Below are 14279 nucleotides of genomic sequence, written 5' to 3' on the forward strand. Positions count from 1 at the left end.
TGGATGCGGGCGGGAAATGATCCGCCGTTTCCCTAGCAGAAACGTGCTGCGCTACTTCGGAGTTGATCCCTTCGCAACCTTGCCGGTGATGAGGTCGATCAGGCGGATGTTGCCTTGCGGGTCCTTCACGAAATTCTCGGGCTTCAGATCCGCGATGAGATACTCATCCCCATCAATCCGGATCTTGTAAGTTCCGTGGCGGGTGGGTTCGATGCCGAATGGAAGTTCAACGGATAGATACTCCGTCTCTGTGATCGGTGTGCCGCGCTCCTGGATGAAAAGCATCCGTCCTTCCAAGGAAATCACACGGGTTTTCATCCCGCCCAGCGCGTTGATGATGAGGGCCTTCTCCTCCGCTGCATCAAAGCTCCGGTCATTGGTGAAGTCGCCGTCGGAATTGAAGCAAATGACACCTGATCGTCTGATGTCCTTCAGGACTTCGTCGTCGTCGATGGCGATGACAACGCTTTCAGCGCCGTCTCCAAGATCTCCCTCGCCCTCGCCTCTTTCTCTTCGGGCGAGAGTTTCGCGGATTCTTCGGCGGCTCTCCGCTTCGCTTCCTCCAGGAATATCCTGTTCCGCTCCGTTTCCGGAAACCATTCTGCCTTCTTGGTCATGTTGTTGATCATGGGGTTGGTTTGGATCATTTCCAATCGAAAACGAAGTCTCCCTGCCGATGCCGGTGAACTGGCGGACCTCCGCGAGTTCCTTCGACGGGGTGGGTGCCACCTGCAGGTCGATGACGCGCATGCCGTCCGCCGTGGCGATGACATTGCCTGGCGTGACGGTGTCCCACACCGTGATGCCACGGATGGGGTGGATCCAGCGTCCGTCCGGTTGTTCGTGAAAGCCCTTGCCGTTGAGGAAATCCGCCTGCTCCTCCATGGTGGCATCGCGGCCCTCCGCATAGCGTTGGGAGATTACAGCGCGGGGCGCGTGTTCTCCGGGTAGGGTGACCAGTCCTTCGAAAGCGACGTCGTCACCGAAGGCCCGGTTGTGCAGCGCCCAGCGCTCCAGGTAGGCGATGGCATCCTCCGCCTGCACCCCGAACAAGCCGGGCTTGGTCAGCTTGATGACACGCTGGCTTTCCTCGTCATAGAGAACCTTGTGTTCTCCTCCGCCAGTTGGGATCAGGTCCACGGCGGAGCCGAACGGCTCCGGGATTAGGTTCCTTCCGTTTTCTTGCGCCCATATGGCCAGCCTTGGACCAGAGGCGACTTCTCGCCCATGTTTCCGGCGCTTGCCTGCATTTGTTCGTAGGCCTCCTTGGCCGTGACCTTGCGTTTCTGCTCCGAGGGCTTCGAGGATTTGAAGGGGTTCTCGTAGTCTTTCATGGTGTTCATTCTGATCGGTATGGGTGGAAGGGTCAAGCGGGCGGATGAGCGAGGGCGCAGGGCCGAGCGAAAAGGAGGTTTGCCCTCCACCTCCTCCCTTGACGATGTCCGCTTCCGTGATAAGATTCGGGTTGCCGCGTGTGGAACCCTCTTTGGGCAATTGGAGCCCTCTGGACTGGAACCATTCGCGGCCTCTTTGTGAATGGATGTAACGCAGCGTTCCATCCTTCATCCATTGGGCGATGGCGGCGGGATTGGACTTCGCATAGACGGATGCGATGGAGTTGACCGGGAAGCGATCCATCTTCTTGTCCAGATGAACCGCGACCAGCAGATTCTCCCCCTTGTGCTTGAGGTCGAGGATCACGGTCAGAGCATCCGGGACGGTTTCTGACTCGAAAACGAAAAGCGGATCATGGATCTGCGTGACCACCTCCTTGAGCTGCTCGGGCGACAGGTCATGCTTGCCTCCGGTTGCTTTCGTCACCACGGACGCTGGCATCACCAGCAACAGGGGATTCGCTCCCACGGCGCGCAAGACCGCCGGTGTGGCCCCCATGGTGACGGGACGACCGTTATCATAACTTCCCCCGAGAATGGCATCGACATCGCTGCGGAATTTCTTCGCGGTCGCGGACTCCGGGGACAGGGCGAACGACGGGACTGCAGAGGAGGCAGGATCGAGCACCGGTGCCGCGTCCATTCCAACAGGTCCGCCATTCTTTCCGCCGGGATGACCGGCAGGGTCCACCTCCGGCGTGAACCCCGCCGCCACGTCCAGCCAGTGGCGCATCTCCGCGTCCATCTTTCCGGAGGCGGCGTGGTGGCGCATGGCGGCGGCCAGGCGCAGCACCTGGCCCAGCACTTCCCTCAGCGCGCGGAAGAAGCTCCGCAGCGGCCCGGCGAGCTGGCTGTCCCGCATGCGCCCGGTGGCGTGCGCCACGCCGATGCGGCTCCAACCCTCGATGAGTTCCTGGTATTGCCGCGCCTCATCCAGCGTGTCGAAGTCCCGGGCGAGGATGTGCGTGCGGGTGCCCGCCTCCGTCTCGCGGATCCACCGCAGCATCTTGCCGCGTGACACGCCGCGGCGGTCCATGAGGTATTTGCCCACGCCCTCGATGCTTTCCTCCAGCACGGTGAGCGGGCTGGCGTTCCCCGCGATCTCCGCGACGATGCGGGTGACGCCACCGGCGAATTCATTGCGCGAGGAACCGAGCACGAACAACGAGGCGAGGTGGGAGTCGATGGTCCCGTCCGTGGCATGCGCCAGCCCCATGTCCGCCTCCGCCTGGCGGAAGTGGATGCGGGCGCGCTGGCGTGCGGTCTCCAGCATGGCGGGGTCCCGGGAGACGATGTCCGCCAGGGAGATGCGGCCCGGTTTCACGGTGCCGTCCAGCTCCAGGTCCCCCAGCGATCCATAGGAGCGGGAAAGCAGGTCGAAAAGCTGGCGGTTGAGCCGGGTGAGGTCCACGTCCCGGCCCTGCAGGTGGCTGTCCACCTCCCGCGCGGCGTCCTCCAGGGTGGGGAAGGCGCGGTCCGCGGTGGCGTCATCATGGTAGCGGACGAAGACGCCGCCCTCCCCGTCCCGCAGGATCTCCGGCAGTCCGGCCTCCCGCATGCCCGCGTTCAGCCAGCCGAGTTCCAGCCGCTCCGCCTCCGCCCGGGAGATCTCCCTGCGGGCGGCGGCGGGGGTGTCCCGCATGGTGGCGTGCAGCAGTTGCGCGGCGGCGGCGGGATGGCTTTCCGCCATGGCGGAGATGCGCGCGGCCTCCACCTCCGGTATGCCCGCCAGCCGCAGCCCGCTGGCATCCATGAGGGACGCGCGCAACGCGGGTGCCTGGATGTAGTCCACCGCCGTGGTGCCCGCCGCCCCCGCGAAGCTGAGGAGGAAGGAAACCCCGGCGATCTCTCCCACCGCTTCCTTTTCCCGTTCCATCCACTTGCCCAGGTCCGGCATCTGCACGTCCTCCGCGATGGCGGCGGTGGCCGCCTGCACCAGCGGGTCCATGGCGTCCTGCGCCACCTCCTGCACCGTCTGGAACGTCCCGTTCGCCAACAGCCGCCCGCCCGCCACCATCGGCACGCCGATGAGTTTCCCGCGGTTCATGGCAAAGGCGCTGAACCGTGGCATGCGCGCGCGGAGGATGCCCAACTCCAGCCGGTCCAGCCCCACCTTCAGCGCGCCGTTGGCATAGGCGGCGCGTTCCAGCACCTCCGGGTCCGCCGCCGGGTTTTCAGCCTGCAGGCGGTACAGCTCATCCTCCGCGTAGGAGGTGAGCGTCAGCGGCAGGCCCACTCCGTAAGGGATGGCGGTGGCTCCCATGGCGGGGATGGACTCACCTGCGGCCACCAGCAGGTCCAGGAATATCCCGCGGTTGCCCGTGAACTCATTGTCGCGGAAGCGGGCCGCCTGGATGTTGTGGTGCTGGATGCCCAGCATGAATGCCGAGATGCCCCGGAGCCAGTATGCGTAGCGGGTGATGGCCTCCTTCTCGTCCTCTCCCAGATTCCGGTATTTCGTGCCCGTGACGCGCACGCCGGAGCGCAACTGCTCCGCGGTCGAGAACTCATGCACGTCAGCGGAGAGCTCCAGCCTGCCTACGTCGGAAGCATCTTCCGTGGTGATGGAACCTCCGTTGTCGCGCAGATATTTCTCCGTGATCACCGGTGTGTTCAGCAGCACCTTTCCCGATGAATGGGCCAGCTCCAGCAGTCCGTCCGCGGCCTCCCTGCCCTGCGCGCTGTTCAACCGGGTGATGAGGGCGGTGCCGCGGTACAACATCGCCTGACCGAAGCGTTCCGGCAGTTTTGCCAGATCCTCCCCTTCGGATGCCGCACGGAGCTGGATACTGCCCAGAATTTTCATCCGCTCCGCCTGGGTCATCCTCCCATAGCGTTCGAATGCCTTGTTGAACGTCTCCGGATCCGGCTCTTCCTGATATTCCCGCCAGTCGAGCATGGAGACGGTCCTCCACCCGTGGTCGATGAGTTCCAGATCCTCCTGGGAGAATTGGGAATACACATCCGTGAAGCCTTTGTCGAAGAGCGGTTGGAACAGCTTCCAGTCCGTGCCCGCCAGCGCTTCCGCCTCCTTCTTCGCATCCGCCCACGGGGTCCCGCGCAGGGCCGCCCGGTTGCCGATCTGATAGACCTTTTCCCAGTTCCGGCGGTAGTTCATCTCCCGCCCCACCAGTTCCTTCATCTTCGCGTCGAAGGTGGCGTCATCCCCGTCCGGCAGCCCCATCACCCCGGCGAGCTGGAGCTGTGGCACGCCTCCCACCAGTTGCTCCGGGGAGGCCCCCGTCAGATCCTGGATGAAAACATTCCGCGTGAGCCTGCCCCGCAGCTCCTCCCCGCCGGCGGCACCTCCAGCGGCATCCAGGTAGTCGCGGAGGAATCCCCGCCGCTCCGCCACCTTCCGGAATCCGTCTTCCCCGGAGAGCATGTCATTCCAGTCCGTGACCTGGTTATACGTCCGTTCCCCGCGCGCCCTGGCTTCCTCCTCCGGGGACAGGAGAGGCGGGGGCTGCGGCGGTGCCGTGAGATCCTCCGGCGCATACAGCGCCCCCTCATTCCTGAGGCGTGGGCCGCGTGGAGCCGGGAATGGAGTGCCGGTGGTGGAGGGGAGGGAAAGGGGAAGCTCCTGGACGTTCATCAGACGGTGGGGGTGTTGGAAGGGGTTTTCTCCGGTGCGGAAGCCGTGGCGTTCACCGGCGGGGAGACGGCTGGGAGCGCGGCGGCATCCGCCATGGCCGGAACATCCCCATAGCCACGGCGGAACACCTCACTCTCCGCCATGCGCCGGCGCAGCAGCCCTTTCAACGGCCTGCCCCCGGCGTACTGGTAGAGCAGCATAGCCCCCGCCACCTCCTCCTTGCTCCTCCTGCCACCGGCCAGCAGTTGGGCGATGCGGCCCGTGTTGTAGTCGAAGGAAGTGAGCGCATCCACCTGGTGGGGCTCCAGCTCCAGCCCAGCGGCCGCCGCATACTTCACCACCCGCCCGCGGTGGGTGGACAGCTCCGCGGACAGGCGGCGCGCGGCCTCCGCCTCCCCGATCACTTCGCCCTGCCGCGATTTCGTCCCGTAGCCGATGGACCATTGCTTGTGGTCCCAGTAGGCCTTCGCGTGGAAGCCGCCGCTCTCCCCGCCGCCCTCGAAGCGTTTCACCATCTCCAGCAGTCCTGCGCCGGTCCCGTCCTCCGTCCCGGGTGGAACGGTCGCGTTGGAGGATGTGCCCTTCCCGGAGGGGAGCAATGACTGCGGCAGGATCCCCGCCGCCACGGCCTTCAGGTAGGCCTCCTTCGCCTGCTTGTTGAAGGCGTCATGGTCCGCGTCCGGATGGTCCGCCATCCACCCCTGCATCTCCGTGGTGAAGAAACCCCGCGTCCGCTCGATCTTCAGGAGCTTGTCCGCCAGCGCCTCCGGCGGGAGGTCCCTTTCCTCGTCCGCAGTGATCTTTCCGAAGGCACCCTTGTTCTGGAAATCATTCGCGATCCGGTCCAGCGCGCGCTCATGCCCCGGCCCCGCCGCATCCGCCTTTCCGCCGGATTTCCTGCCGTTCCACCGCACCGGGTCCGCCTCATCCAGCAGCTCCCGCAGCGGTGCGGAGCCCCCCCGTGCGCCGAAGGAATAGATCACCTGCCCGTAGGATTCATGGGCACGGCCGTAGTCCTCCATGGAGATCTCCCCGCGCGCCAGCGCGTCCTGCAGGTATCCCAGCCCCTCCGCCACGGAGCGGCGGGTGTCCACGTCCAGCGGGGTGCTCTGCATGAGGTGGAAGTGCAGCTCATCCCGTAATACCGGCTCCACCTCCGGGCTGTCCTCCAGCCGGTCATCCAGTTCCGCTGCAGTGGTGATTTCCTTCCTCTGGATCTCGCTGCCGATCTTGTTGATGGTGTCGCGCTGTTTCCTCAGCACCCCGTCCTCCGCCAGTTCCAGCATCTTCCGCCGGTCTTCTTCACCGAGGCCCGGAAAACTCTCCGCGAACTCCTGCTGCTTCAGCTTGTCCCGCGCCGCCAGCGGATCGTTCCGGATCAGCCCGGCCACCTGGTTGAAGGACTGTGTGCGGTCGAACTCCGACCACAGCCTCTTCTCCGCATCCGCCGTCAGAAGCCCGTAGTGCTTCCGCCTTTCGATCGCCCTGGCGGCATCCTCCCGCTTGCCGGTGCGGACGGCCTCCGTCCAGTCCGTCTGGAATACATCCGCCGACTGCCGCTGCACCATCCGTGCCGTTTCCGCCGCCGCATGGATCGTCAGATCCGTGGCATATCGCTGGAAACTCCCGCTCAGGCGGTCCTTCACCACCGGCGCGAGATCCGCTGAGTCCAGTGATTTACTCATCCTTTCCACAAGCGCGGCTGTCTTTTTCTGCCGGTTCGCCGGGTTCGGGTCATTCCGCAGTTCCTCCTCCAGCGCCGCTACCTCCGCCCGCCACCTCCCCGTCACACTGCCTTCCATCTTGTCATTCACATGGTCCTGGATGCGGTTCGCGATGTCGGCGAACGGCTGCGACACGGAGGCGATGTCCTTTGCCAGTCCCTGCAGTGCGGCGCCGGACGCACCCGCAACACGCGGATCCATCGTGGCCTGGTTCAGACGGGTGGGGCGGAAGTTGGGGACGTCTTCGATGCGGATGGGCATGGGGGGAGGAAGGGTTATTGGTTATTGGGGTGAAGAATCCATGACTGCTGACTGCTGACGGATGCCTCAGACGCCCGCGGTGGAGCGCTTCGGGCCGAGGGTGCCTTTATAACGGAATCCATGGTAGCTGCCCGCGATGCTGGAGACGCCGGAGAAGAGGGAGCTGTAGGAGGAGATCCTCGAGGCGCGCTGGAGCTGCTTTCCTTCCCAGCGGGTCATGTCCGCCTGGGAGTAAAATGAATCCGCCTCGATGCTGGAGGCGCGTGCGGCGTCGCGGATGGTGAGGTCCATGTCCGCGGCGTGGTCCGCGAGCAGGTCTACGGCGGTTCCAGTAGTGGTCAGCGTGCCGCCGGCGGCCAGTTGGTTGCGGAGGTCCGCCTGCTGGTGGCGGGCGTTGCGGCGCATGCGCTTCTGGCTTTCCGCAGCTTCGAGCTGGACGTTGCGGGCCTCGTTTTCCGCGACCTTGGCGTTGTATTCGGCGGCGTATTTCTGGCTCTTCGCCTGTTGCTTCTGTCCGTAGAAGGAGATGCCGGTGGAGACGGCGGTGGTGGCCAGCGAGGCCAGTGCGAGAACGGCGGTGCCCATGGTGGTGTGTGGTGGTGGTGTGGTGGTGGTGGTCCCCTCCCCGGTCCATGGATGGGCGCGCGGGGGGTGGGCCGGCCGCCACGGTGGCGGGCGCGGCCCCTTTTTCATCCATTGGAAGACCGCATCATCCCCCCATGCGGGACGGGGGGTGGATTGAACAGTTGGCCAATTTTTTCCCTGCTCCCACAAGGGTCCGGGGCCGCCATGCGGGCGTGGCGGCGGACCTGTGCCAATAGAGTCACAACGGCGGCATGGAGCGGGCGGGCATTCCCGCATCCATTCCGCGGGGCCGGCGCATGCGCTCCGCGCGGCCGCACGAAGCAGGAAACTCCCCGACCCCACGATCGACCATGAAATCCACCACTCCCCGGTGCACGGACGTCCTCCGGAAACGGGCCGCCGCCCTTCCCGTGCCGCACGCTTTCCCGGCATGCCTCGCCGCGCTGGCGCTGGCGGTGGCGGGTGCGTCCGCGGCGTCCACCGTGGCCATCACGGAGTTCCTGGTGGATCCCAGCGGGACGGACCTGCTCAACGAATGGGTGGAGGTGTACAACTACGGCACGGAGGCCGTGGACGTGTCCGGCTGGACGCTGAAGGACAACTCCAGCGCGGCGTACACGTTTCCCGGCGGGACCAGCATCCCGTCCGGCGGCTACCTCATCATCGCGCAGAACGGCGCGGCCTTCACCGCCAGGTGGCTGGACGGGGTGGCGGACGCGCGCGTGCTGTCCACCGTCCCGGGGACGGACCCGGCGGCGGAGGGGCGCTTCCAGCTCAACAACGGCGCGCCGGGTGACGGACTCTACCTGAGGGACTCCACCAACGCGCTGGTGTGGAGCCTGGGCTACAACCTGTCCACCGCGGACCCCGTCTCCGCGCGGCGTGCGACGTGGCTGGCGGTCGATGATTTCACGACCAGCAACTACGGGGTGCCCCCGCAGGACGGCGCGGCGCTCATCAACCGCAACGGCACGGACGGCACCGGTACGCTGGGGTATGAGGAGAACAACCGCACGGCGGACCCGCACGCCTTCCAGAAAGGCACGGACTGGGGCAGCCCGCTGGCAGGCGGCTACACGGTGGTGCCGGAGCCCGCCGTCATCGGCCTGTCATCCATGGGCCTGCTCGTGCTGCTGCTCCGCAGGCGGGGGTGAATGCCTGTGGCGGAACGGTTGCGCCGGTACGGTTGGGAGAGGTGGCAGCCATGCACCCCGCCGAACCGGATACCAACCCATGAAAGACCGGATCTTCCCCCGTCACCCGCAGGGAAAGGAAGACAATCCTCCGGATTGTCATTTGGAGGCAATCCGGAGGATTGCCTTCCTGACGCCGCAATGGCGTGCGCCCCTCCATGGGTAGCGAAGGTCGTGAGACCTTCGGCTGGGGGGAAGTCCCTTGGCGACCGGAGCCATTCCATCAGATGACATCCACCCCGCCGGATCTCTCACGAGATCCGCTACCCTCACGGGATCCTCCTCCCAGGCGGAGGGGACGGTGGATCTTCCTCCATCACCCGGACGGAAAGGAAGACAAGCCTCCGGATTGTCATTTGGAGGCAATCCGGAGGATTGCCTTCCTGAAGCCCTGCGGCCCCCATGGAATGAAGCGTCATCCATGACGGGAGGGAGCGCATTGCGCCCCCCATCACCCCCTGCGGCGTCTGCGCGCGAGGGTGGCCATGGCGCCGCCCAGCAGGAGCATGGCGGAGGATGGCTCCGGGATGGCTTCCAGCAGGTAGCTGCGGTGGACGGAGGAGGCGGCGTGGCCGCTGCCCTCACCACCGGCGGCGGTGCGGATGCCGAAGTAGGTGCCCGTGGCGGATGCCGCGTTGAGCGTGCCGGTGGAGGTGAGGACGGTGGAGTTGACGCTGTTGGCGAGCGTCGCGGTGAGGTTGAGGTTGCCGTTGGCCTGGAAGATGCCGGTGAGGGTGAAGGTGTAGATGGGGTTCTGCGGTTCCAGCGCGTTGTAGGCGGTGCCGCCGAAGGTGTCGTTGACGTTGGTCGTCACGTTCGAAAACTCCAGCAGGCCGGTGTTGGAGTAGCCCATGTTGAAGTTCACGCGCGGCGCGTTCGCCCCATCCGACGGGGCCATGAAGAAGAACGCGGTGTTTTCATACTGCGCGGAGCCGGAGGTGGCGCTGAAGGTGGACGTCAGGCGGAAGCCGTCGCCCGCCGCGCGGCTGATGCCGCTGCCGGTGTTGAAAAGGGACAGCGTGTTCTGCCCGTTGGACGGTGCGTTCTGGGAGAAATGATGGTCCGCGGTGATGGTGGAGCTGGCGGACCCGGAGTTCGCCACGCGGGTCCAGCCCGCCGGTGCGGTGGCGCCCACCGTGGAGTCTCCGAAGCCGGAGTACAGGATGGTGGAGGCCTGCGCGGGAAGGGCGGCGCCGCCGGCCAGGGCGGCCAGCAGCAACAAGGTGCGGGGTGGGAAGGTGGTGCTCATCAGGGCGCAACCTCCCGTCCCCTCCCCCGGGTGTCAAGGGAAGGTGTCCCTGCGGAAAGTTGGCCAAACGCCCCCTCCCGGCCCGCCATCATCCGCATGCCCCGGATCCACATGCGGATGCGCGGACCACCCGCCGGCGGCGGATTTCCTTTGCCCATCAAGGAAAGCCGGGTTACCCCCTTCCGCGCCGCAACGGCCCCGCACCGCACCATGATCTCCAAGCGCACGTTCCTCACCGCAGCCCTGCCCTTCCTCGCCAGCGCCGCCGCCAGCCACGCGGTGACCGTCACGTTCGACACGGCGGCGGATTTCGACAACAACTTCTGGACGCAGGAGACGCACAGCGTGGTATGGAACAGCAACAGCGGCAACGGGCGGATCCAGAAGTCCGACGAGACGAACAGCGCGCACCGCTTCATCTACAACACGACGTCCACCGGCGGCGGCGGGGGCACGGGCGGCACCTCGGCCAGCTCCACGCTGAACACCTTCCAGGACTTCACCGTCCAGGCGGACTACCGCTCCAGCAGCACCGGCTCCGCCGCCAACAGCCTGGGCTTCTGGGTGAAAGGGAACGCTTCCGGCTCCGCGGGCTACTACGTGGTGTTCCGCCTGCAGGACGGCTCCGCCAACGGCGGCCAGGCGGACATGCGCATCTGGGGGCCGGACTCCGGCGGAGGCGGCATCGGCACGGCGCTGCTGGCCAGCACGGACTTCACCGCCACCTCCAACGTGGCGTCCAGCACGGACTACACCTTCCGCCTGGGGATCCAGGATGTCTCCGGCGGCGTCAGGTTCACCGGCTCCATGTGGAACGTCCTGACCGGCCAGCAGATCGGCTCCGACATCAACTACACCCATAGTAGCGTGAACGCCATCACCGGCGCGGGCCAGGTGGGCATCCGCATCGGCACCGGCGGCGGCGGCTCCGTCAGTGCCATCGACAACTTCATGATCACCCCCATCCCGGAACCTTCCGCCGCCGCGCTCGGCCTCATCGCCACCGCAGCCGCCGCTTTCCGCAGGAGGAGGTGAGGCCCTCTGCGAGGGAGTGCCAAGTGATTGCCCCCTGCGAGGGAGTGCCAAGTGATCACTGATCACTGATCACCGATCACTCGGCACTTCTTCGATCATCCGGCAGCTCCTTGAAAAGATGGCACAGACCCTCATCCGTACGGGTGTAGCCGCGCCGTTCCAGGAAGCGGATGAAGGATGGGTCATTCACCGTGGCCCAGCCGAGCCAGTAGTCCAGGCGGCGGCATTCCTTTTCCAGGAACTCCAGCGCCCGCATCATGGCGCGGCCCGCGGTGGCCTTCGGTGCGGACGGGTCGGTGACCATCCAGCCCAGCCACGCGGTGCCGGACCCCGCGGCATCCAGATACGCGAACGCCGCCGCCACCGGAACCCCCGGCCCGTAGGAAGCGATGACACCGAGCCGCGGCAGGATGTTCCGCGGCGGTGCCTCCCGCGCCCGCACCCGCCACCACTTTTCCATGACGCGGTAGTCGGCGGCGGAAATGCGGCCGTCGTCCGCGAGGTCGATCATGCGCAGGGAGATCATCGGTGTTGGGTTTTCAGTTTTCAGTGTTCAGGGAAGAGCAGCTTCGGGCTTCCGGAATCCGCAGCGGGTCTTCCCTGAAAACTGAAAACTGAAAACCAGCAAACTCACCTCTCATGCAACGACCACGACAGCACGGACGCCCGCAGGAGGAAGGCGTAGGGCTCGTCATGGACCAGTGAAAAGGTGAGGTCCTCCAGGTGGGCGGGCGGCAGGGTGTGGGAGATCCAGCCGGTGCGCGGGGTGGGCGCGGCGTCCATGGCGTCCGCCGCGGTGGTGTGGTGGATGACCTCCGTCTTTCCGTCATAGGTGTAGGACCCGCCGAAGGAGTTCATGACGTTCAGCTTCAGCTCGTGCGCGCGCTTCATCCTCGCGTGGGTGGTGCCGTTGTCCGCGGCCACATCCAGCGGCAGGGTGGTCAGCACGGAGCGGACGGGCAGGCCGTAGGACAGATGGGTGATGTCCGCCGCGGGCGGCGACGGGATGTCCACCACCACCGAGGTGCTGGACGGCAGCCGGTAGGCCACCCCCTGGCGGAAGACGCCGTTCACCAGCAGGTGCAGCGTCCGCCCGGTGAGCCATGCGGGCACCGCCACCCGCAGCGGATCCTGGGAGCCCGCCGGGATGGGTGGGTTGCGCGGCGCATCCTCCTCCATCCACTGCCCCGGCACCTGCAGCGCGCCGATGATGTTCTCCGTGCCGCCGTCCGTGTGGTGCATGTGGAGCACGTCCGCGCGCTCCATCACCGCCTGCTGGGACGGCGACAGCCGCTCCAGCGTGTAGTAGAGGAACGTGCCGTCCGGGCCGGGGTGGGCGGCCATGTCCGCGATCCCGGTCGGCGGATCCGGCAGCGGCACGGTGCGCCGCTCCACCACCACGAAGACGTCATCATCATCCCGGTTGTTCCTCACCACCGCCACGGAGCGGAACCTGCCGTGCGCCGTGGTGTGCCGCGCCCAGGCGGCCAGTTCCTCCCCCCTGTTGTACGAGAAAGACAGTAGATTCCCCTCCCGCCCCGTCACCAGCCACAGCACCGGCTCCCGCGCCTGCTGGAACGCCATCTGGGAGATGCCGTCCACCGTCACGTGCTCCGCCAGCCGCGTCAGGTCCAGCGCGCCGAAGCTGTCACGCTCCAGCGAGTAGGTGAACTCCCGCAGCCGGATGCCCTGGCGCTCCACGAAATACAGCGAGTCATGCACCTGCAGCGCCGGCACCGTGTTCGAGCCGATGCGCGTGTACTCCCGCGCCAGGAAATTCACCGGCGTCAACGGCTCGTCCGACGACCGCCCGCCGATGACCCACTCCCCCGTGTTCGTCCCCACGTAGAGCATCCTCTGGGACGCCAGCCACAGGATGGGGCTCTGCCGCGTGGCCGCCAGCGTGCGGTACATGCCCGCGTCCGCCTCCGTCCCGGCCTGGAAGTCATCCAGCGCGTCCGTCTTTGAAAACCACAGGCTCATCGGCCGGTGGTGCGTGCCGCCATACACCCGCCGCCGGTCGTGCATGGCCACCGCGCGCGGGTAGCCGCGCAGCTCCGAGAACGCGCCCTCGCTCCAGTGCGGTGTGGCCGCCGTGTGCACGCGCGTGAGCGCCACCGCCGTGGCCATGGACGGCCCGGACACCCCGGTGATCTCCACCAGCCCGTGCGTGAACGGGGAACCCACCGCCAGCACCGCGCGCGTCGCCGTGTTCGTCGCCCCGGAGTACTCCAGCATCAACTGGCACGGCCCCTCCAGCTCGATCTCCGTCACCGGCACGTGGCGGTCACCCGCCGCCGTGTAGCGCCGGATCTCCTCCCACGCCGCCAGCTTGTCACTCCACCGCTTCACCATGAACGTCCCCGTCCACGCGCTGCCGGACGTGCCGGACGTGCTGAAATAGACGATGCCGTCCGCCTCCAGCGGCGTGGCCATCGTGTTCCCCGCGTTCACCGCCTGCAGCGTCCGTTCATAGTCCTCCGACGGACGCTTCCGCGAAATGCGGAACACCGCACCCACGTGCCCCTCCTCGAAGAACGGCACGCTGCTGGCCACCCGCACGCCCTCCGCGCCCTTCACCAGCACGGGCGGCGTCACCCCCGCCGCCGGCGCCAGGGACAGCGTGTGGTCCTCATCCGCATTTTCATCCAGCAACGGCGGCTGCTTGTACGGCGTCTTTTCCAACGTCCACACCAGGTCGCCGCCCGGCGACACCGTGCTCATCAGACGCCGCGGATGATGGAACGGATCGACGATCTCGATCACGTCGTTGACCTGCGAGAACTGCAGCCGGAACGGATCCCTGAATACCGCCTGCGCCAGAGTCGCCTCCGTGATCACCTCTTCCGGCGGCGCACCCGCAGGAGCGTCCGCACGGTGGATGATGATCTTCCCGTATTGCCGCGGACGTCCCCCCGCCGCAGGCACGGACGGCAGGAACGCCATCACATACGAGACACCGTCGGAAAACGTGAACGCCTCCAGCCGCGCCTCCCCGTCCAGCTTCTGCAGGTGCACCGTCCCCGGACGCTTCCTCACGGAGCCGAACGGCATGGGGATGAAGTTCTCCATCCGCCCCACGGAGGAGGCATGATTCGCCAGGTTCACCGTGTGCGCCAGGTAGGGCGTGATCTCCCCGCCGTTCAGCGCGATGTTCGTTTGGTGTTGGATCATGGAAGGAAAGTTTGTCGGTTTTCAGTGTTCAGTTTTCAGGAAAGAGCGCGTGTGGATCGCCGGTCTCCG

General features: G+C 66.3%; 8 protein-coding genes. 2 read left to right on the forward strand and 6 right to left on the reverse strand.

Features of this window, described 5'->3' with window-relative positions:
* Window positions 1-51: 51 nt before the first annotated feature.
* The 3 genes from OVA24_RS16485 to OVA24_RS16495 form a co-directional block, all read right to left on the reverse strand.
* On the reverse strand, window positions 52-4989 hold the full coding sequence (locus OVA24_RS16485; protein ID WP_267671096.1) for a MuF-C-terminal domain-containing protein: 4938 nt from the start codon (window positions 4987-4989) through the stop codon (window positions 52-54).
* On the reverse strand, window positions 4989-6974 hold the full coding sequence (locus OVA24_RS16490; protein WP_267671097.1) for a lysozyme: 1986 nt from the start codon (window positions 6972-6974) through the stop codon (window positions 4989-4991). The genes OVA24_RS16485 and OVA24_RS16490 overlap by 1 nt, the downstream gene beginning before the upstream one ends.
* A 66-nt stretch (window positions 6975-7040) precedes the next feature.
* Entirely contained in the window at window positions 7041-7559 is a 519-nt protein-coding gene (locus tag OVA24_RS16495; protein ID WP_267671099.1) for a virion core protein, T7 gp14 family, read from the reverse strand.
* 350 nt (window positions 7560-7909) lie between these two features.
* On the opposite strand from OVA24_RS16495, the gene OVA24_RS16500 reads away from it, so the two are divergent.
* Window positions 7910-8713 carry a lamin tail domain-containing protein gene (locus tag OVA24_RS16500; RefSeq protein WP_267671101.1) on the forward strand — a complete coding sequence of 268 codons (804 nt, stop codon included), beginning with the start codon at window positions 7910-7912 and terminating at the stop codon, window positions 8711-8713.
* A 490-nt stretch (window positions 8714-9203) separates the two neighbouring features.
* Here the strand turns inward: OVA24_RS16500 and OVA24_RS16505 are convergent, their stop codons facing one another.
* Complete coding sequence (locus tag OVA24_RS16505; protein WP_267671102.1) at window positions 9204-10001, reverse strand: PEP-CTERM sorting domain-containing protein; 798 nt, start codon at window positions 9999-10001, stop codon at window positions 9204-9206.
* 210 nt (window positions 10002-10211) lie between these two features.
* On the opposite strand from OVA24_RS16505, the gene OVA24_RS16510 reads away from it, so the two are divergent.
* Window positions 10212-11036 carry a hypothetical protein gene (locus tag OVA24_RS16510; RefSeq protein ID WP_267671103.1) on the forward strand — a complete coding sequence of 275 codons (825 nt, stop codon included), beginning with the start codon at window positions 10212-10214 and terminating at the stop codon, window positions 11034-11036.
* Between the two features lie 76 nt (window positions 11037-11112).
* Here OVA24_RS16510 and OVA24_RS16515 read toward each other — a convergent pair whose 3' ends face one another.
* Entirely contained in the window at window positions 11113-11562 is a 450-nt protein-coding gene (locus OVA24_RS16515) for a GNAT family N-acetyltransferase (protein ID WP_267671104.1), read from the reverse strand.
* 104 nt (window positions 11563-11666) lie between these two features.
* Window positions 11667-14210, reverse strand: a complete 2544-nt coding sequence (locus tag OVA24_RS16520) for a phage tail protein (RefSeq protein WP_267671105.1) — start codon at window positions 14208-14210, stop codon at window positions 11667-11669.
* Between the last annotated feature and the right edge of the window lie 69 nt (window positions 14211-14279).

The sequence above is a fragment of the Luteolibacter sp. SL250 genome (assembly GCF_026625605.1).
Lineage (GTDB): Bacteria > Verrucomicrobiota > Verrucomicrobiia > Verrucomicrobiales > Akkermansiaceae > Luteolibacter.

Coding starts and splice junctions, on each gene's coding strand:
- OVA24_RS16485 (WP_267671096.1), bottom strand. CDS start 4,989: ATGAACGTCCAGGAGCTTCCCCTTTCCCTCCCCTCCACCACCGGCACT.
- OVA24_RS16490 (WP_267671097.1), bottom strand. CDS start 6,974: ATGCCCATCCGCATCGAAGACGTCCCCAACTTCCGCCCCACCCGTCTG.
- OVA24_RS16495 (WP_267671099.1), bottom strand. CDS start 7,559: ATGGGCACCGCCGTTCTCGCACTGGCCTCGCTGGCCACCACCGCCGTC.
- OVA24_RS16500 (WP_267671101.1), top strand. CDS start 7,910: ATGAAATCCACCACTCCCCGGTGCACGGACGTCCTCCGGAAACGGGCC.
- OVA24_RS16505 (WP_267671102.1), bottom strand. CDS start 10,001: ATGAGCACCACCTTCCCACCCCGCACCTTGTTGCTGCTGGCCGCCCTG.
- OVA24_RS16510 (WP_267671103.1), top strand. CDS start 10,212: ATGATCTCCAAGCGCACGTTCCTCACCGCAGCCCTGCCCTTCCTCGCC.
- OVA24_RS16515 (WP_267671104.1), bottom strand. CDS start 11,562: ATGATCTCCCTGCGCATGATCGACCTCGCGGACGACGGCCGCATTTCC.
- OVA24_RS16520 (WP_267671105.1), bottom strand. CDS start 14,210: ATGATCCAACACCAAACGAACATCGCGCTGAACGGCGGGGAGATCACG.